The 20438-nt window shown below is 60.2% G+C and carries 15 protein-coding genes and 1 pseudogene; 3 read left to right on the top strand and 13 right to left on the bottom strand.

All coding sequences use genetic code 11. The features are described from left to right. Positions 1-9: 9 nt before the first annotated feature. Together EB230_RS28145 and EB230_RS28150 are read left to right on the top strand one after the other, a co-directional pair. Positions 10-1488, top strand: coding sequence for an NAD-dependent succinate-semialdehyde dehydrogenase (locus EB230_RS28145; protein ID WP_056565111.1), 1479 nt, complete (start codon positions 10-12; stop codon positions 1486-1488). 10 nt (positions 1489-1498) lie between these two features. Continuing rightward, entirely contained in the window at positions 1499-2323 is an 825-nt protein-coding gene (locus EB230_RS28150) for an alpha/beta hydrolase (RefSeq protein ID WP_065004915.1), read from the top strand. A gap of 186 nt (positions 2324-2509) precedes the next feature. Here EB230_RS28150 and EB230_RS28155 read toward each other — a convergent pair whose 3' ends face one another. From EB230_RS28155 to EB230_RS28210, 12 genes are all read right to left on the bottom strand, one after another. After that, a complete protein-coding gene (locus EB230_RS28155; protein WP_056565116.1) occupies positions 2510-3994 on the bottom strand; it encodes an NAD-dependent succinate-semialdehyde dehydrogenase in 1485 nt (494 codons plus the stop codon). Positions 3995-4493: 499 nt separating this feature from the next. Further along, complete coding sequence (locus EB230_RS28160) at positions 4494-5444, bottom strand: LysR substrate-binding domain-containing protein (RefSeq protein ID WP_155772364.1); 951 nt, start codon at positions 5442-5444, stop codon at positions 4494-4496. A gap of 7 nt (positions 5445-5451) precedes the next feature. Then, the gene (locus EB230_RS28165) at positions 5452-7329 is read right to left on the bottom strand and encodes a hypothetical protein (protein WP_056565121.1); all 1878 of its coding nucleotides are present in this window, start codon (positions 7327-7329) and stop codon (positions 5452-5454) included. Beyond that, complete coding sequence (locus tag EB230_RS28170) at positions 7326-7790, bottom strand: hypothetical protein (RefSeq protein ID WP_056565124.1); 465 nt, start codon at positions 7788-7790, stop codon at positions 7326-7328. Before EB230_RS28170 ends, EB230_RS28165 begins: the two co-directional genes overlap by 4 nt. Positions 7791-7818: 28 nt before the next feature. Then, positions 7819-10014, bottom strand: a complete 2196-nt coding sequence (locus EB230_RS28175) for a flotillin family protein (protein ID WP_056565127.1) — start codon at positions 10012-10014, stop codon at positions 7819-7821. A 59-nt stretch (positions 10015-10073) separates the two neighbouring features. After that, positions 10074-10763: a bacteriorhodopsin gene (locus EB230_RS28180; protein WP_056565130.1), complete on the bottom strand. Its 690-nt coding sequence runs from the start codon at positions 10761-10763 to the stop codon at positions 10074-10076. A 9-nt stretch (positions 10764-10772) separates the two neighbouring features. Continuing rightward, complete coding sequence (locus EB230_RS28185; protein ID WP_172374350.1) at positions 10773-12173, bottom strand: ABC transporter permease; 1401 nt, start codon at positions 12171-12173, stop codon at positions 10773-10775. After that, positions 12170-13543 (bottom strand): ABC transporter permease, encoded by a 1374-nt coding sequence (locus EB230_RS28190; RefSeq protein WP_065004914.1) that lies wholly within the window; start codon positions 13541-13543, stop codon positions 12170-12172. The genes EB230_RS28185 and EB230_RS28190 overlap by 4 nt, the downstream gene beginning before the upstream one ends. Positions 13544-13572: 29 nt before the next feature. After that, complete coding sequence (locus EB230_RS28195; RefSeq protein ID WP_056565134.1) at positions 13573-14529, bottom strand: alpha/beta hydrolase; 957 nt, start codon at positions 14527-14529, stop codon at positions 13573-13575. Positions 14530-14550: 21 nt separating this feature from the next. Further along, a complete protein-coding gene (locus EB230_RS28200; protein WP_006326052.1) occupies positions 14551-14955 on the bottom strand; it encodes a hypothetical protein in 405 nt (134 codons plus the stop codon). Between the two features lie 34 nt (positions 14956-14989). Further along, positions 14990-17167, bottom strand: a complete 2178-nt coding sequence (locus EB230_RS28205) for a YbhB/YbcL family Raf kinase inhibitor-like protein (protein ID WP_065004913.1) — start codon at positions 17165-17167, stop codon at positions 14990-14992. A gap of 94 nt (positions 17168-17261) precedes the next feature. Beyond that, complete coding sequence (locus EB230_RS28210) at positions 17262-18440, bottom strand: ABC transporter substrate-binding protein (protein WP_155772362.1); 1179 nt, start codon at positions 18438-18440, stop codon at positions 17262-17264. 269 nt (positions 18441-18709) lie between these two features. Between EB230_RS28210 and EB230_RS28215 the strand changes: the two are divergent. Next, a pseudogene (locus tag EB230_RS28215) lies at positions 18710-18877 on the top strand (histidine kinase dimerization/phospho-acceptor domain-containing protein); the annotation flags it as partial. Between the two features lie 275 nt (positions 18878-19152). On the opposite strand, the gene EB230_RS28220 reads toward EB230_RS28215, so the two are convergent. Continuing rightward, positions 19153-20418 carry an FAD-dependent oxidoreductase gene (locus tag EB230_RS28220; protein WP_056565138.1) on the bottom strand — a complete coding sequence of 422 codons (1266 nt, stop codon included), beginning with the start codon at positions 20416-20418 and terminating at the stop codon, positions 19153-19155. Between the last annotated feature and the right edge of the window lie 20 nt (positions 20419-20438).

A 20438-nucleotide genomic window follows, 5' to 3' on the forward strand; every position in this document is an offset into this window, starting at 1 on the left:
AAAAAGACGATGAACCTTGCCCAGCAAATCGACCAGGATGGCTATGACGTGCGCCGGTTTTCGCACGGGCTCTACATCGACGGCACGTGGCGCCCCTCTTCCGATGGCCAGCTCATCGATGTGGTCGATCCGTCCTCGGGAGCCGTGATCGCGGCGGTTCCCGATGCGACGCTCGACGATGCCGCAACCGCCGTCGAGGCCGCGGCCAAGGCCGCCAAGGGATGGCGAGAGACAGCGCCGCGCAAGCGCTCGGAAATCCTTCGGCGCTGTTTCGAACTCATGGTCGAGCGTTCTGAAACGCTCGCCATGCTGATCTCGCTGGAGAACGGCAAGGCGTTGCGGGACGCGCGTGGCGAGGTGGCATATGCGGCCGAGTTTTTTCGGTGGAACGCCGAAGAGGCCGTCCGGATCACCGGTGAATTCGGTACCGCACCATCCGGCACCAACCGGATCGTAGTCGACTATGAGCCGATCGGGATCTGCGTGCTGATCACGCCCTGGAACTTTCCCGCGGCGATGGCCACCCGCAAGATTGCGCCGGCACTGGCGGCAGGTTGTACGGTCATCCTGAAACCCGCCAGCGAAACGCCACTGACGGCATACGCTTTGGCCGCGCTCTATAGTGAGGCCGGCGTGCCGGCCGGCGTCATCAACGTCCTCACCACGACCAGTCCTGGTCCGCTGACATCGGCCATGCTGGCCGATCCGCGTGTCAGGAAGCTCTCCTTCACCGGCTCAACCGGGGTCGGCCGGACCTTGCTCGGCGAGGCGGCCAAGCATGTTATCTCCTGTTCGATGGAGCTCGGCGGCAATGCGCCTTTCGTCGTGTTCGACGATGCTGATCTTGACGCGGCGCTCGACGGTGCAATGATCGCCAAGATGCGCAATGCCGGCGAGGCATGCACCGCCGCCAACCGCATCTATGTCCAGTCAGGCATCCACGAACGGTTCGCTGACGGGCTTTCCAAACGCATGGCGGCGCTCAAAGTGGGAGCGGGCACCAATGCCGATACCGAGTGCGGCCCGATGATCACAAAAAAGGCCGTGGACAAGATCGACCGTCTCGTCAAGGACGCGGTGGATCGGGGAGCCAAGGTGCTTTGCGGCGGTTCTATTTTGGACCGCGAAGGCTTTTTCTATCCGCCTACCGTGCTGTCGCAGGTATCGCCCGAAGCCGACATGGCGCATGAGGAGATCTTCGGGCCGGTCGCGCCCATCACCATGTTCGAAACCGAGGCGCAGGCCATCGCATATGCCAATGACACGGAATATGGCCTTGCCGCCTATATCTATACGCGCGATGTGGGACGTGGAATGCGTGTGGCGTCGGGTATCGAGGCGGGGATGATAGGGCTCAACCGCGGGCTGATGTCCGATCCAGCGGCGCCCTTCGGCGGCGTCAAGCAAAGCGGCCTTGGCCGCGAAGGCGGTCAGCATCACGGCATCGCTGAGTTCATGGAGGCGAAATACATCGCCGTCACCTTCTGATCGGGCTCCCATGCAGAAAGACCCCTTCCGCACCCGCGACCACGTTGCCGATTTTGATGACATCGTGGCCGATATCGTGGCGCGCAGCGCCGCGACCCGGGCGACGCTGGCCATGGCGGGCGATCTCGCCTATGGCGAACACCCCGCCGAGAAGCTCGACCTGTTCTTTCCGCCGGGCCGGGGCGGCAATCTTCCGGTTCATATCTTCATCCATGGCGGCTACTGGCGCATGTTCTCCAAGGCCGACTATTCCTATGTCGCGGATACCGTGACCAGGGCTGGCGCGATCGCGGTGATCGTCGACTATGCGCTGATGCCCGAGGTGAGGATGGCGGCGATCGTGGATCAGGTCCGGCGCGCCAAGCAATGGGTGCTGGACAACATCGCCAGCCATGGCGGCGACCCCGGCCGGATAAGCCTCAGCGGCCATTCCGCCGGGGCGCATCTGGCGACATTCCTGTTTGAAAAGACGCCTGCGCCGGCACACATCCATGCGGCGCTGCTGCTGGGTGGCCTCTACGACCTGAAGCCCCTGCAGACGTCTTTCCTCGAGCCAATGATCGGCATCACCGACGAGGAGGCCGCGGCCTTCACGCCGATGACGCGGCAACACGATCCTGATACCGCGGTGACGATCGTGGTAGGTGCGCAAGAAACGCCGCCATTCCACAAGCAGGCGGCTGATTTCGCAACGCGATTGCGCGCGCTCGGGCTCGGTGTCCGCAACCTGTCCCTGGAAGATCGGAACCATATGAACAGCGTACGGGATCTGGGCATCAGCCGCACGCAAGCTGGCGATTGCCTGTTAGAAATTATCGAAGCGACGCGCGACTAGAGCGGCCGGGTTTCCGCGCAATGCCATAGACGGCGGCGGGCGGTATGTTCCGCACCGTCCTTCCGATCCATCTTGCTTCCGACCCAAGGTCTTCGAGCATCGCCAGGATCAGACCTGCCGCGTCAATTCCTGGTTCCATGCAACCGCCCCTCGGATTCCAAATGCAGCTCGCCAACCCTGCGTGCGTTAGGCGATACCGCCGAAGCAGAGATATTTGAGTTCCGTGAAGTCATCGAGGCCGTATTTCGAGCCTTCCCGCCCAAAGCCTGATTGCTTGATGCCGCCGAACGGCGCCACTTCCGTCGAAATCAGGCCAGTGTTGATGCCGACCATGCCGTACTCAAGGGCTTCGGCCACAGCCCAGACGCGCGACATATCCTTGGCGTAGAAATAGGCCGCCAGCCCAAACTCGGTGTCATTCGCCATGGCAATGACATCCTCCACCGTATCGAAACGGAACAGGGGTGCCAGGGGACCAAACGTTTCTTCACGGGCTACCGCCATTTTGCCTGTCACGTCGGTCAGGACGGTCGGCCAGATGAAATTGCCGCCCAAGGGGTGGTTCGGGCCGCCAGCCACGATGTTGGCGCCATGAGCGACGGCGTTCTCGATGTGGCGCCTGACCTTGGCGACGGCGCGATCGTCGACCAAGGGACCGATCTCGGTGCCTTCCGCGAAGCCGTCGCCCACCTTGAAGGCTTTCACACGAAGGGCAAGTTTTTCCGCAAACTCCTCATAAATGCCGGTCTGCACGTATAGGCGGTTGGCGCAAACGCAGGTCTGTCCGGCATTTCGATACTTTGAGACCACGGCTCCCTCGACAGCAGCGTCGATGTCGGCATCGTCGAACACGATAAACGGTGCGTTGCCCCCCAGCTCCATGCTGAGCTTCATCACCTGGGCGGATGCTTGCGCCATAAGTGTGCGGCCGACTTCAGTGGATCCGGTAAAGGTGAGTTTGCGTACCTTTTCGTTTTCGCAGACCTCATCACCGAAGTCCGAACTCTTGGTGATCGGGACTACGCTCAGCAAACCGGCGGGAACCCCTGCCCTTTCCGCGAGCACGGCCAGTGCCAAGGCAGACAAAGGGGTCAGGGCTGCCGGTTTGAAGACCATCGAACAACCGACCGCCAAGGCCGGAGCGATCTTGCGCGCCACCATCGCCGAGGGAAAATTCCAAGGCGTCACGGCCCCGACGACGCCTACGGGCTGCTTGATTACGACGATCCGCTTGTCACGAGCATGCCCAGGGATGGTGTCACCATAGACGCGCTTGGCCTCCTCGCCGAACCATTCGATGTAGGACGCGCCGTAAAGGATTTCGCCTTTCGACTCTGCGAACGGCTTGCCCATCTCGGCGGTCAAAATGGTGGCCAGATCATCCAGATTCGCGATTGTGAGATCGTACCAGCGACGCAGAACGGCAGCGCGCTCCTTGCCCGTACGGGCAGCCCAGGCCTTCTGCGCCACATGAGCTGCGTCGATGGCTTTCGCGATTTCCACTCGCGTGAAATCCGGCAATGTTGCCAGCACCTCGTTCGTCGACGGGTTGGTAACGTCGAAGGTTTGGCCGGACTGCGATCGACCGAGCCATTCGTTGCCGATCAATCCCGCTTCGCGGACCAGGTCCTTATCCTTGATCCTGCTTAGGAGTGTCGCTGATACGGCCATGACTATTCACCTCTACTGGATTGCTGGCGACCGCGCTTAAGCATCAGGCGCTCCGCGCGGTACGGACTTGGGGACGAGCATCCCCGGCGTCGAAGTGCCCCCAGCGAACGTATCGAGCGGTCGTAGGCAGGCCAAGCACGGCATTAATTCGTCAGCGCGACCTTCCGAACTGCCGCCGGCGACAAGTTGCGTGGGGGCTTTTTGTGCGAGTTCGGTCGCCGTCACCGGGTTGTCGGTACCGCCCTTGGTGTCGTGGCGTGCAACGGAGACACGTCTTGCAGGGGCGGTTTCCATCACGATCTTGGCTCTCCTTGATTCAGGTGACGGCCGTTCCCTCCAGCGCGCCTGGCATGGCTCGCTCCCTTACGTCCTTTTCCAATACCATCGCACCGGAAGGGGTCCCTCCGTCAAATAGCGTTTTGTAATGGGAGATATAGCGAAACGGCACACTCGACTCCCTACGGTGTGATGGTAAGGCCACGAGGCAATGCCTCTTATTCTAGCCCTGTCCCAACGACACCGTGTCTGCGCTACCCTGGGATTTCTTCAGTCGCTGCGCCAACCGGCGGATTTCGTCAATCAGGATGGGGAGGACGACATGCTGGGCCGCGCTTTCCTGCGGCCGCACCAGGGCGATGGTTCGCGTCATGTCCCTGTCGGCGATGGCGGAGGCACTCAATGCGTGTTGAGAGAGTTCACGGGCCACGCTTGAGTGAGGCAGAATGGTTGCATATTGCGTGGCCTTATCCGCGATCACGGTTTTGACCGCGCCAAGGGAATCGAGTTCCAGCTCTGGCTTGAGGGCAATGCCCCTTGCCTGGTAGACCCGATCGATAATTCGCCGCAACTCATGGATTTCGCTGGGGAGGATCAGCTTCAGACGGCCGATGTCGCTGAGCTGGCGCGGCGGTTGGAGCTTCACACCGGCATAGGACGTTACAAGTACAAGGCGCTCTGAGAACAGATCGATGATGTCGAGCCTTTCCGGCGAAGTAGGCCGATAGGTAAGCGCGGCGTCGAGACGTCCGCCGCGCATGAGGCTGGCGAGGTCGCCGCTGTAGGCCTCGACCACGTTCAGTGTCACGCCCTGACATTGAACTCCGACGAAACTGCGGATGTCCTCAAGGAACAGCGAAGCGATAGTTGGGCAGATACCCAGCGATATCTCGCCTTTCAGTTCATTGGAACGCCGACGCATCTCGCGAACGGCGTCATCCAGGCCATCTATGTGAAGGCGGGATCGACCCAGCAGGAACCGGCCTTCTGCCGTGGGCTCGGCTCCCCGTCCGCTGCGGTTGATCAGGGAAACGCCGACCTCCTTCTCAAGCAGTTTGATCTGCCGCGTCAGCGAAGGCTGCGCTACGCCGATGGATTGGGACGCCCGAGAAAAGCCCCCGTGCTCGCACACCGCAATGAAATAGCGCAGGCGCCTGAGATCGATGCCCTCCATCTCCCCGCTACCTGCCGGTGACACGGTCAAGGAGCCGGGCAATCCACGGCGTCGTGGTTGGCTCAAACAGGGGGTTGATGTCAGGCACGAGGTTTATCTGGTGGCGCGGTGGTTGATCTATCACGGATAGCCGGCCCTGATAGGCTAGCCACCACACGATAAAGACGCCGACGAACCAGAACAGCACCTGCCAGATTAGCAGCGATGGCACGCCCGGCGCCACGACAGTTCCTGCAAAAATCGGCTCGCTGAAGAACTTGTTGCCTAGGATCGCTCCAGGTCCGAGCGCGAAGAACGCCCAGAGCAGGGTCAGCGACCATTTCGCGGTCGTGGCCGCAGGGTTGCCATTGCGCGCCGGTTGGCTTTTCTCAAATGCATCGTGGAGGCGGTCCCTGCGATCTCTTTCAGCACCGCTTCGCGTGAACAGAGAGACCAGCAGGCACGCCGCAAAATTCGGGATCAGCCCCCATCCGGCCGAATGCACCGATAGAGGCCAACGACCCCACGGCAGGTCGATGAACAGTCGCTCGAACAGGACCAAGCCGAAGCTCTCTGTAAACACCACGAAGAGACCTCCGACAATTAGCCCCGTCAGCACACCGCTGCGGCTAATCCAACGCACCCAGCAAAGGCCTAACACTGCCGGCAGGAACTGCACGGACAGACTGAGCGTGAGAGACGAAAAGATCGTCGCGCCAAGCGGTGCATAACTCGCGGCGATGGCGACGGCGCCATAGACGAGGGCTAAGGTGACACGTGCCGCAAACCGCATCGTGCGTTGGTCCATGCCCGGAACAATATAGCGGGACGTGAGTTCGAGCGTGCAGATGGAAGCACCCGATCCAGCGAAAAACGCCACGGCAATTTGGGATGCCGCCACCAAAAGAACAATGAAGCCCACCGCCACCATCTGGTCGAGCGACGCCAGGCGCGTGGTGAAGGCGGTCAGGGTCCTTCCTGCCGCGATCTCGCCGGCTAGGATCGGCCCGACCAATATCAGTGCACCGGCCGCCACCCCCGCGATCATCCAGACCTGGCCAAATGCAAAGCCGCGATGCGGCTTACTTGTCATGCCGAGGAAGCTGAACCCGGGACTGATGGCGATGCCGCCCAAAGAGAGTGCGAACGTCAATCCCGCAAACGTCGTCCAGATGCCGCCGATCGGGAGTTCCTTGCCGATACCGGCTGTGAACTGGATCACTCCGGGGATCATGTCGGGCAGCACGCCCCCGGTGGTCGCAATGCCGCCAGCGGTAAACGCGAGCTTGCCAACTGTGAAGCCCGTGAAACCGCCGAAGAACAGGAGGAGGGCTAAGATCAGCAAGGACTGGGCGGCAACAAAATAGGCGGTGCCGCGCCAGCCGCCGATCACGCTGCAAACGAACAGCGCAAACGCAAACGCCCAGATTGCAAGCCCGGACGGGATGTCGCCCGCGGTTGAAGCCTCCACCAGTTCGCCCGCCTGAGACAAAGCCGTCGCCGCGAACGGGATGGTGAAGAGAAACAACAAGACAAGCATGAAAATGCGCAGGGTGGTGCTGCCAAAATAATCGCCGAGCAGGTCACCCAGGGTTCGCAACGAGGTCAGTCTCGAGGCGAGCCAAAGGCGCTTCTGCGTAAGGGCTGCGACGAGGGCGACGCAGATGATCCCGACAGCAATCTGATTGTATTGCAGGCCGAAGATGGAGAGCAAAACCAGGTGATCCGAAAGGCTAAGACTTGCCAAGGTAATGCCGGCACCAGCGAAGATGATCACCCAAGGCGGCAATGATTGACCGCCATCCACGAAGTCAGACGCCTGCTGGGTGTGACGGCCGCTGATGGTTGCAAGATAGAGACCGAAGACCGCAACGATAGCGAGCATGGAAACAAGCAGGGAGGTCATTCGGAGCCTCCCGTCGAACGGGTTGAATCTCGGTCACCCGAACGGAAGTCGCGGATGGCGTCGAACCCTTCAAATGCCTGTCGCGCGCCGTACCGGGTGATCAGGTAGAAAATCACCACGGCCCCTGTGGTGATAAAGCCGACGCTGAGCGGCATGAAGTTATTCACGGCCAATGGCGCGCCAACGAGCGACAGAGCTACGAAGAGGAGCAGGCCGATTCCATAGATGATGAGGCCAAGTCCCAATTCGCGGGGCGAGAATCCTGTGCCGTAAACAGCATTGACGATCACATGCGCCACAAATCCCGCCAGAATAATCGCGAACCCGGAGAGGAGATAGGGCGCCCCGCCTTGGCCGAATCCGTAGTCGAACAAGAATGCGGCCGGCAGGGCCGCTGCCAACCAGCACGCCATAACCAGGGCGTGGCGGTCTAGCGTTTCATTTGGGCCGAGCGGGGTCATGAAAAGTTCTCGCTAAAGTGGGCCGCGTTCAGTCGTCCTTGTCCTTAGGAGCGTCCGGCCCCTGGAAGTTGCGGAACGACATCCCGCCCGCGCTCCCGAGATTCTCGATCGGCAGCCCGAGGTCCTTCATGAGCCCGTCTACGAACGCCACCTGGGTACGGTACTTCATGGCGGAGTTCACGACGCGGTCGGTCATGTTGCCGCCACCCGAACCGCCATTGCCCGCGCCAGCTGTTTCCGAGGGACTGTTGAGGCCTGGCAGTCCATCGACCTGCAGGATCTTGATGGATTCGATATTTTCCATCGGCTTGACCGTCTCGCGAATAATACTCGGCAGATTGCTGACGAGGTTCTCGTAGATGGCACTCCGCCTGCTGGCGTCCGAACGGGTGTTCTCCGACTCGTTGAGCATGCGCTGCCCGGCGGCGTCCTTGGCGTAGCGGATTTCGGCTGCGTTGGACTCTGCGATTTCCGCCTGTGCCCTTAGTTCCGTAGCTTCCTTCTCGGCTCTTGCCGAAGAGACCACGCGCTGGGCGTCGCGCTCGATCCTGGACGAAGACTGGATAAGCTCGATCCGCTTGATGCGTTCGGCCACCTCTTCTTCGCGTGCGCTGTTGACCTGTTCTTCCTGTTCAACCTGCTTTTTCAGGGCTTCCGCAGCTTCCGTCTTCGCGTAGGCTTCCTCGATCGACTTGTTGATCACCGCGATGAGCCGTTCCTTGTCGACGATTTCAACCTCCTTCTGCTGTTCGATCTCATACTTATCGACAAACTTCCGCGCCGCGATGCGCAGTTCATCAATCTGCCGGTTGGCCTCGATCGACGCGTCCTGGATTTCTTGGAATGCCTTGGTCTCGGCAAGCTTGATTTTCTGGTTTTTCTCGATCTCGAGTTGCACGATTTCCTCGTCAACCCTCAAGCGTTCGACGTCGACATCGTAACGCTTCTGCAGGCGCGCCTTTTCCTGGTCTGCTTCGGCAAGCTCATTGCTGATGCGAACCTCTTTTGACTTCGCCACAGCCAGCAATTCAATGGTTTTGTCGGTTTCGATACGGTGTGTCTCGGTGACCCGTTGGCTCTGCAGTCTGGCCTGGTCGATCTCGGCCGATGACGTCGTCTCGATAATCGACAACTCCTGTCGCGACCGGATTTCCGATTCCTTCACATGCTGCTCGTTTTCGATCCTCTCGGCCTCGACTTCCCGGCGGTTCTGGATCCGTTGCATCTCGAGCTCGCGGCGCGACATGATCTCCGTCAATTCAGTCTCTTGCTGTTTCTTGATCTCCAGCGACCGCACCTCCGACTGGGTAGTGATCCGTTCGGAATCAATCAGTCGGTCCTTGGCGATCCGGATCCGCTCGCCTTCTTGCTCGCTGCGAATCCTGGCGTTCTGAATACTGATCGTGGAGCTGGACCGCTCTGCCTCGATTTCCGCCAGCTGCGAGGCTTTGCGGATTTCGATTGCCTGTGTCTGTTCGATGCGGGCGTACTCAAGGTCACGCTCGATCTCCAGAGCCCGCTGCTCCGTCTCGAAATCCTTGAGCTTGATACCGATCCGCGATTCGTTTTCGATGCGGTTGCGGAGCTGACGGCGCTCTTCAATCTGCTCGGTCAGCTGCGTCAGTCCTTCAGCATCGAACGCGTTGGACGGGTCAAATACGGAAATGGCGGTCTGGTTGAGGTTGGTCAGCGAGGCGTTTTCAAGCTCGAGACCGTTGGAGCCGAGAGTTGTCGCCGCCAGAGCGGCGACCTCGCTCATGTAACGACCGCGGTTGGTGTGGATCTCATCCATCGTCATTGTGGAAGCGATGGCCGACATCGCGTCGACGAACCGGCCCTGAACGATCTCCTTTAGCGCGGCCGGATTCTGGGTGCGCTCGCCGAGCGTCCTGGCGGCGGTCGAGACACCGACTTGCGTCGGCACGACCCGCACGAAGAACTCGGCGATGATATCGATGCGCATCTTGTTCCTGGTGATCAGGGATTGCTCGCCGAGCCTCCTGATTTCCACCGGGATCGCGTTCATGTTGACGCGGGTGATGTCGTGGACGATCGGGATGATCAGCGCACCACCGCCCATGACCACTCGCTCGCCCCCAAGGCCGGTCCGGACGAAGGACTGGTCTTTTGACGAATGTCTGTAAAGCCAGTGCAGCAGATAGACACCAATCGCGATGATGATCGTTATGAGAATAACGACTGCGATCACATCTGAGCCATTCATGGGAAGATCCTCCACTTAACCGCGAGCGCCGAGCACTTTGGCGCGAAGATTGACAGCCCTCAGAAACGCTCCTCGCCGGCGACGGCGAGTACGATCATTGAGACGGCGATGAGATTGACAAGGTCAGCAACGGTGTAGAGCACGATGATCGGCGCCACATGTCCCGTGCCGATGACGACATCCACGAAGTGCAGTATCGGGTAGATCGCCCAACCGATGGTCAGGATCAGCCTGATCCAGAAATAACCGAGCCGGATTGGCCGCGTCGACTTGCTGACGGCATCCGCCATCGCACCGAAATACATCTCGCCGAGAATGTAGAGCCAGAAGGCGATCGACAGCAGCACGCCGAGGGTCGGATTGAAAATCCGTGCGTCACCAAAGTATCGTGCGAGAACCATCAGGATTGCAGCTGCAAGTGTCCGCCAGAAGACACCTACAGGCACTTTTCCCGCAATGCTCGCAAAGAAGAACACCGATGCCACCTGCATCGGCTGAACCACAAACCACGCGACATAGCGCGAAGCCGCACTGAGCTGCTGGCCCGTCAGCCAAATGTTCGAAGCAGCGTAGTATTCAATGCCCGATGCGAGAAGGGCGACGCCTGACAGCGCCAGCGGAACCCGCCACCGCTCGGACGTCCACGTCAGGCCCAGCATCGCCAAGGCAGCGGTTGCAAACGTGGCAAGGGTAGCAACGCTGAGCGCGGTGCTCACAACGGCGCTGGACTGAAAGAGTGTTCCAAACATGGGCTTTCCCTAAACTTGGGCTCTGATGTCTGGGGCGCGGCCGTAGAGCGCGACCATCGGCAGGATCAGAAGACCGAAAATGAACTGTTGCCATTCGTATTTGAGCCCGATGCCGATCAGGAAGGCACTCAGGACTTGCAGGACGAGAACCCCGATCACTGTGTAGCCATAGCCGCCGTACCCGCCCATAAGCGAGGTTCCGCCGATCACCACCGCAGCCAGGGTTGTGAAAAGATACTGGTCGCCGACCCCTATGAATCCGCCGCCGCTCCATCCCAGCAGCAGGCATCCTGTCAGGGCGGCCGAGAAGCCGCTTATGGTGTAGGCCACGGTCCAGTATTTGAACTCAGAGACACCGATGAGCTTGGCGGAACGGCGATTGCCGCCAAGAGCATAAATATACCTGCCAAAGGCGGAATACCGCAGTCCGACAATGACGATGATCGCGATGACGATCCACAGGAGGATTGTCGGCGGAACGGCCAAACCGAAGGTACGACCGTTCATAGCAGCGAGGTTCTGGAGCCATTTGGGCACCGTCCCAAAAACATTGCCGCCAAATGACGACCCGATACTGGTCAGGATCTGGACCAGACCTGCAATCGCAAAGCCCATGCCGAGCGTCAGGATCAAAGCCTGGCCCTGCAGCCTGTATGACAGGACGCCGTTGAGAAAACCCAGAGTGGCGCCGATGAGCAGCACAAAGACGACTGCCAGCCACGATGGCACGCCGAGCCCGATCAGGAAGAGCAGCCCGATATTCGAGGACCCGATCACAAATGGGATCGACAGGTCCAAGCCGCCCAGCAGCGCAACCAGCGTTTGGCCAACGCAGGCGATTCCCAGGAAAGCGGCAAACAGCAGAATTGCCTTGATATTGGGTGCTGAGAGAAACCCGTTGATCGTGAAGGAGCTGATCACAATCAGCGCCAGCAGGACAATCAGCCCGATAAACGCGCTCCGGCCGTGAGCGAAACGGTTGCTGACCTTGAACGCGAAGACCAGGATCGCTTCCAGCAGCAGGAAGGCGATCAGGTTGCCAAGGCTTCTGAAAGACGGGACAGTAGCGGTAATCAGCAGGTACACGATCAGCATCACCGACATGGTGATGATCAGAACCCGGTTACCGGCCCAGACGCCGCCGGCAGCGGCGGGCGCGCTCCCGGTGTCCAGTGACGAAGGCCGTGGCTCAAATATGACCGCTATGTAGTTGATCAGGCAGAAAAGAACAGCGGCCAGCACGACCGTGTAGAGAATGACAACCTGGGCGCTGATCCCCTGCCAGAATCCCAAGCCAAAGCTGATCGCGGCAACTACGAACGTGACCGCCAGGTTAAGCCACACCAGAGCGCGCGATCGCGGAACAAATAAGCCGCCACCGCGGCTGCCGTCGCCAAACGTCTGGGTCATGCCGTGATCCCCACCAATTGTCCGGCCGCCGCAATGCCGGCCGCATGGCTTTGCTCGCCGACGACCAGAAACAGGAGCAGGATGAGTGCCGAGACGAACACATAGATGAACGCGCCGAGGCGCACTGATACGGCTTCAGACACGACCACACGGACCGTAAGGGTCAGCACGGCCAGTATCGCGGCGAAGCCAAAGACGGCCTTTTGAAGCGGGGAAAGGTCGGGTAACGCGACTCCGCTTCCCGACTGCGGGGGCAGCAGCAAATAGCGGGTCAACACGTCCGGATTGGTCTTCAAGGCATCACTGGCCACCGCCGCCACGCCATAGGTGTCGCGGGTGCTGACATACAGCATGATGCCGAGAACCACGCAGCCCAGGACGACAAATGCCGCAAAGGGCGAAATGAAATAAAGGTATCGCCCGATGACTGGGACGAGCAGGGTCAGCAGCAGCGAGAGAACGAGGATCAGCCCATAGAAAAGCTGTGTCACAAACGCTTGCGTCGAGCCGAAATTGAACGTGGCGAGCACATAGCCGATCAGGAAGAGGTTGAGCGCGCCGAGCAGCCCGCCCGCCACGCCACCGCGCCCGCCGGACAGGCTGACGCCCCCGAGCACGAGGGCGGTCACCGCCGTCAGCGTCATGGTGGTGCCCTGTGTCGGATCTCCGGACGAAATCAGCGCGGTATAGCAGATCGCGCCGAGGCCAACGAAGAGACCGGCGATGACATGAGCACCGATCCGAACCACGTTGATGCGCACGCCGCTGGTGTAGGCCGCGCGCTCATCGTAACCCATCAGACGCAGGTTTGTGTAGAACGAGGTCATGGTGAACAGCAACCATGCCGCGATAGCCAGCAACACGATCAGAAGGACCGGTGAAAAGATGGTGTTGCCGAGGCCCCAGGACGACATCCAGTCGGGCGCAGTGCCGCCAGGCCTCGGGAGGATGACGAGGTTGATGCCGGTCAGGGCCAGAAAGCCACTCAGCGCTACAATGATCGGCTGGACACGCACGAATATGATGATGAGCGCGAAAAAGAGCTGGTAGAGCACGCCGATCCCAAGGGCGACCAGGATGACACCAAAGGGACCCGTCACGATGCCAAGCCCGTTGAGCTTGACGATCGTAACATTGATGAAAGCGAGCAGCGGTCCGACTGCCAAGTCGACAGTGCCGCGTCCCGCCACAGCCAGGGCCACAAGGGAGAATGTCGCCAGTATCAAGGGCGCCGACACGATGATCGCGCTGCCGAATCCCGATAACGATACGAGGTTCGGCCCCCTGATGACCGCAGTGCTCAGGAGCAGCGCGATCAGCAGGATCGGGACCAGCAGGTAGGTGTTTTGGGAGGCCCTGGACTGAGACATTACCATTTGTCTTTCGTTGCTAACGCAACCTAGAACTCAATGACCTTCCGGCCCTCGTTGGGCCGCTCGTTGCGGGACGATGACCGGCTTTCGGAAATGCTCCGTCCCGACAGGGCATTGCTGCCTTGACCGCGTCTTTCCGGATCCGCATTGAGGATTTTCTTCAGCACGGGAGAGATGACCTCCTTGAATTTCGCCGGGTCTTCCGACGTCGGGAAGTGACCGCCGCCAAAGATGATGCACTCGGAATTCTTGACCTTTTCGGCGGTACGCTGGGTCATTTCCGGCGTACAGGCGAAATCGTACTCGCCAGTCAGGAAGTAGATCGGCACCTTCCCCGAGATTTTCTGGCACTGGTCGCGGAAATCCGAATCGACGCTGTAGAAATAGAGGTCGCCCTTGAAAATGCCCGGGCCGCCTTGCGCGTAGTACCACCAGGTCTCCCACCGGTAATCGTCGGGAGAGAGCGGCGCCATCAGACCGAACACCGAGGTCGCGACCACTTCGCCACCATGGATGTGGGGGTGATGCAGCGGATCGATCCACCATCCCGGCGAATAGTCGCAGGCTTCAAGAGCGATGAAGGCAGAAAACTCGCTTTCATAGCGCAGTGCCAATGCCAGGCAGATGTTGCCTCCCATTGACTGGCCCATCAGGACCGGTTTGCGCAGATCCAGCGCCCGGCAGAACGCCACGATGAACTCACAATAGAATTTGGTCGTGAGTTTGTATTCGTCTTCCATCAGATGGAAGTCTGCCGGCGGGATCGATTTGCCATGCCAAGGCATGTCGAAGGCAATGACACGGAAATTCTGGCTGATATCGGGATCGCAAAGCTGATGCCGGTACTGGCGCCCGTCAGTGCCGGCGGTATGCAGGCAGACCATCGGAATGCCTTCGCCGTGTTCCTCGTAGTACGTGCGATACGTTTTGCCTTCGCACTGGACATAAACGTAACGCCCCACAATCGGATCGTGTGTATTCATGACAACTCTCCTGCGCTGCCGTTAAACTTGTCGCATCAGCGAGAGCATACGCGTCAGCGCCCGCAGATTCTGCCAGAAGGGGAGCGAATTGCCCTCAATAATCAGCTGCTTGTGCAGCGGATGCGCCATCGCCCAGATGTCGTTGAACATCGGCGGTGGGATTTCCTGGGCAAACTTCGACCAGGCGCTGCTCGGAGCCTTGAGCCAAAACTCCACGCCCATGTCATTGGGGGTGAGACCCTGTGCAATCTTCTGAATCTTGCCCCCCCGAACATCCACCAGATACTCGGTGTCATCGAAACCCAGGACGAATTTGCTCGTAAAAAAACGGCCGACGACCGGTAAGATACGGTCATCGTTGACCTTTCTGGCCCATCGCTCGATCCACTCCAGATCAAAGCTGCTCCTGCTTCCATATCTACTCATATGATCCTCCTGATTGGGGAATTCCTGCCCGTTCCTAACCGGGTAATGACTTCTTTGCGGGCCCGTAAACTGCCACGAACGACGCGGCATCGATCGCAACCGGCATCACTGCAGCCGCAAATACCGCGAAATCGGCTTCGGCCGGCAACTCGACTTTGTCCACCTTCAGCGCATAGAGCGTGAAGAAGTACCGGTGCGCTCGATCCGGCGGCCAAGGTCCACCGTATCCCTTGCCAAATCCCGGGATCTTGAATGTCACGAAGTCGCTGTTGAACTCGACAGCGCCGTGCGGCATTCCCAGGCTCCCGCTCGCTCCTTCCGGCAGTTCCCTAAGTTCCGCCGGAATGTTTGCCACCAGCCAGTGTGCAAACGAGCGGGGAAAATTAAACGCCTCTGGCAGATCAGGATCGGTGATGGCCAACGCGAAGCTGCGCGTGCCTTCCGGAGGACCTGACCAAACCAACCTGGGCGAGAGGCGGTTGTCTTCGGCGAACCGGTCGGGGATAACGCGCCCCGGCGCAATATCCGGACAACTCAGCACGAAAGATGGTGTTGCCGCCATATGGTTCACCTCCTGGTTCAGCAGGGTCACAGACCTTGGCACCGGCCGGCCCTGTTCAAGTCTCGGACTATGGCTATCTGCGACCGGCATCGGGTTGTCCGGATCATTCTCGTTGGCGGCCTCCCCGGGCAATCGCGCCGTTGCGCGGCGACCGAACATGGCATTGAGGATGACATGTCCGTCGAACGGCGGCTCAAAATCAGCCGAAATCGCGCCATTGCGAAACACGTGAACCCGCGTGCACAGATTCAGGAATTCTTCGAGCTCGCTGGATAGGAACACCACCGCGTTGCCCCGGGCCGCGAATTCCTTGAGGTTGCGGTAAAGATCCAGCTTGGCCCCCACGTCGATGCCGCGGGCCGGATCGTTGAGCACCAAAACCACCGGCTTTTCGGCAAAGGCCCTGGCAATCAGCACCTTCTGCTGGTTGCCGCCTGACAGCGATGTGATCAGGTTCTGGGGGCTTCCCATTTTGACGGCCAGTTTGCTGGACTCCCACTCGAAAACCGGCGTCAGCTTGGTTCGGTTGACGAAGTTCAGCACACCGCCGGACCGGAATTCGCGATACACTGGGAGCAGCAGATTTTCGTATATGCTCAGATTGGCAAAGATGCCTTCTTTCTTGCGATCGCCGCTCACGTAGCTGATGTTGTTTCGTCGCGCCGATGCGAGATCAGTAACCTCGCTGGCCTTGCCGTCGTTAACCACCACCAGCCGGCCGGCAATCGGAGACTGGATGCCGGCGATGCACCTTACGAAGTCCGCCTGCCCTTGCCCGTCCAGGCCGGTGATCCCGATGACCTCGCCGGGGTACACCGTGAAATTGACAGCTGCAGCGTCTGACCAGACCCGAAGGTCAGTCGCGCGCAGAACCGGTCGGTCGCCAAGACGCGTCGGCAAAGGCTGATCACGGCTGGTCCCACTGCGCTCGGCGCCGGCAATGAGTTCGAGAATCCTGGACTCGGTGATCTCCTCTTTAGCCAGCTTGCCGACATCCACGCCGTCGCGCAGGACTGTCGCACGGTCTGCAATACGCACCAGCTCGGCGATACGGTGGGTGACGATCAGAATGCTCGCCCCCCCTTGCTTCAACTGCCGCATCTTGCGAAACAGCCTCTCCGTGGAATCGAAGTCGAGCGCCGCAGACGACTCATCGAGGATCAGGACCTTGGGATCGGTAAGGAGAGCCCTGGCGATCGTGACCCACTGTTTGACGCTCAGGGGCAGTTCGCCTACCAGGCCGGAGAGGTCGATTTCGAAGCCGAGGAGCTCGCGCATCAGCGCGGCTGCCTTGGCCTCCTTTTCCTCCCGGTTCATGGATGAACCCAGCAGGCTGTCTGCGCCCAGGTAAAGGTTGTCCAGCACCGAGCACTCATCTGCAACAAGCACCTCCTGAAAAACATTGGAGATGCCCAGCTGGCGCGCTTCGTGTGGAGACGTTGCCGACTTTCCAAGGATTGAGACCTGGCCGCTATCCGGAATCAGAACGCCCGAAATAACCTTCGCGAGCGTGCTTTTGCCCGAGCCATTACCACCAATGATCGCGTGAACCTCGCCCGCATAGGCCGTCAGGTTGCACCCGCCGAGCGCTACCGTCGGCCCGAAGGTCTTCCTGACCGATGAGAGTTCAACCGTGGGGTACGACATCATAGGTCCAGTTGGCCGACGTTGGTCGGCTAGACTTGCATGGAATGAAGGAAATGCCACCCCGTCGGCGTCGAAGGGGTGGCCAGACCGGTGGCAGTCACTGCGCCTTGAAGGTCTCGGGATCAGCCGGGCGCAGGAAAAACTGGTCCAGGTAATCCTTGCTTGCCCAGTTCTGTGCGCCGACGTTGTACCAGCCGTCAGAGTCTTCGCTGCAGTCGGCCGGGACGGCCTTTTCGAGCTGCTCGTAAGTGAGCGTCTGCGGCTTCGTTAGGATGGACTGGACCTTCGGCCCCTGTCCCTGAAGAGTGCGCATCATGATGTTCCACGCGAACTCAAAATCATCACCTGGGGGCCATGCCTGGACCGCCTGGCTGACGAAATCCTTGTTGTTGCGCCAATAGCAAAGCGCACCGATTTCGCCGCCGATCGAGAACGGCACCATGTCGCGTCCACTCTGTTGCAGAGCGCGCAAGGCACCCAACTCAGACGCCGACTGGATGATGATGCCGTTCAGGTCGCCCGGATTGGTGGCCAGCCATTTCTGGATCTCGGACTGGGCAACCTGGTCGGTCCACATGCCGGCAACTTGACCCACCACTTTGATGTCGGGGTATTTCGCCAGTGCCTTCAGCACGCCAACGTTCTGGGAATCCGATGCCGAAGCGCCGGGAATGCCTTCGACAACAAGGACGTTACCCTTGCCATTGATCTGCTTGGCCATCCATTCGCCGAGCATGCTGCCACCGACCACGAAATTCGCGGAGGAGTTCACAGCATATGGAGATGTCAGATACCCGGTGGCCGAAAACACCGGTATGTCACGCTGGTGAGCGTATTCAACGGTCTGGTTCAGCGAAGTCGGATTGGAGCAACAGACGATGATTGCGTCGACGCCCTGGTCAACAAGCTGCCGCATCTGCTGGATCTGCGTGGAGTCGTTCAGGTTCGACTGGGTAATGATCACGTCCTTGACGAGGCCGAGCTTCTTCCATTTCGGAATGAGTTCCTCCTGCAGACGTTTCATCACGTCAGCGCGCCACGTATTGCCCGCATATGAGCTTGCATAGCCGATCGTCCACGGCGGACCCTTCTTTGGCTTCCAATCGCGATACGCACTCTCCGCGAGCGGCTGCATCGGATCCATCATGTCCTTGTTGTAAAGTTCGTCCTGGATGTTCTTGGGCAGCTCATCCACGCCACCGGCAAATGCCGGACTGAAGCTGGCGATCGTTGCGACAACGGCAAGCGATCGCAACATGGTTGCGAATGTCGTCAATTTTTCCTCCCTTAGTGCCGGGCGTTGAGCCGTGTGCACGCTGAGTTCAGTGGAACCCGCGAGGGACTATCGGGCAATCAGGACCTTGGAGGTAATACATTTTTCAAATGCGCTCTATACGCTTTCGCTATGGAGATCTCTCGGCTGAAGGGTCCAAGATAGAAGCTATGGAGTTTCCCAAAGATTGGCGTGCTTTGGGGCCGAAGCGGCCAGTCAGCTCTTGAGCGATAGAACAGATCCCGCAGGCTCAAGCCATATGCCAGATACCAGCGCATGAGCTTCGCACCCCTCTGGCGGGCTTGAAGACCCAGGCACAGGTGGCGCTTGCAACCCCTGATGGTCCCGGTCGTGAAGAGGCGCTTCGTCATATCGTCACGTCTGTCGACCGCACCAGCCGAATCGTCCGTCAAGTGCTGGCGCTCGCGGCGCTCGAAGCGGCGCCGCCGCCCTCCGCAGCCTAGACCGAAATGGCGTGGCGATCTCCGATGGGGGCCAGGCGTGGATGACGATGAGCTGCCGCGCATCATCGAGCGGTTCCATCGAGGGCGCAACAAAGCGCTTCCGGCACCGGGCTTTGTCTTACGATCGCAACAATGGCGGCGGCGCGACTGGGAGCGATCCTTAGTTTCCGGAATCGACCCGACCGGCAGGGCTGGTCGTCGAGTTACAATGGCGCGCGACTTCCCGCTGAAGCCGCGTCACGCGTCCTGGATCAGAACCTATCCTTCCGGAAAGGTGCCAGATCGATCGCCGTCGGCAAACCGGCGGCAAGCTGCGACACGATCTTGCCGGTGACAGCGCCTCCGATCAGGCCCTGATGGCCATGGCCGAAGGCGTAGATGACGTTCCTCGCCCGCGACGCCCGGTCGATGACCGGAATGCTGTCGGGGGTTCCCGGCCGATGACCCATCCAGCGCGTGACCTCGCCGACCTCCAATTTCCGGAACATGGGTCTCGCCTGCTTCAGGAGAACATCCGCCCGGTGCATGTTCGCGGGCGCCCTCAAACCGGCGAACTCGACATTGCCGGCGATCCGCAGGCCATCTTCCATCGGCGAGGCGACGAACTTGCGGTCGGCCGAGATGGTCTGGATGCGCAAGCCGGTATCGGCGCCCTTGACCATGATGTGGTAGCCGCGCTCGCTTTCAAGCGGGATCCGGTCGCCAAGCTGGCGGGCAAGTTCGCCCGACCGGGCGCCGGCGCAAATCACCACGGTCTCAACCGGCATGCGATCGCCACCTTCAAGTCGCACCGCCGAAGGACCGCTGGCCCCCATGTCGAAGCCGATGACTTTCGCCCTGAAGAACCGTGCACCCTGTCGTGCCGCGTGTTCGGCGAGCCTGGCGACAAGCCGGCCAGGATTGGGGCACTGGCCCTGCTCGGGCAAATAGACCGCGCTCTTGAAGATCGGCGCCAGGGCCGGTTCGAGCTGACGGATTTCATCGGCATCGAGGATGTCCACCTTGACGCCGTGCTCGCGCCGCAGCCCGAGGCCATAGGCACCCTTCGACGGGCCATCGGCCGTTTCGTGGACGAAAAGCTGACCGCGCTTCTGCAGAAGATCCTCGCAGCCGGCTGCCTTGATCAGCGGCTCGTAGCACTCGAATGTGTAGCGGTGCAGCGAGCGCATCGCCGCTGATATCTCCTCGACGCGCGGTCTGCGGCTGGCGGCTAGGAAGCGCAACAGCCAGGGCAGCGCGTGCGGCAGATAGGCGAGCCGCACGATCAGCGGACCTTCCGGATCCATCAGCCATTTCGGCACGTTGCGAAGCACACCCGGCATCGCGTTCGGGATGCAGGATCCCGGGCAGATGCCGCCGGCATTGCCGAAGGAACATTGCTCCTCCGATCCGGGCAAGGCCGGATCGACCACCTCGACGGCAAAACCCTGCTCGAGCAAATAGTTCGCGGTGCAGACGCCGATGATGCCGGCGCCGATGACCGTCACCTTGCCGCGCGGCGTGCTTGTCGATGTCATGGCGATCGATCCGGATGTGC

This window comes from Mesorhizobium sp. NZP2234, from assembly GCF_013170765.1.
Classification (GTDB): Bacteria; Pseudomonadota; Alphaproteobacteria; order Rhizobiales; family Rhizobiaceae; genus Mesorhizobium; species Mesorhizobium loti_D.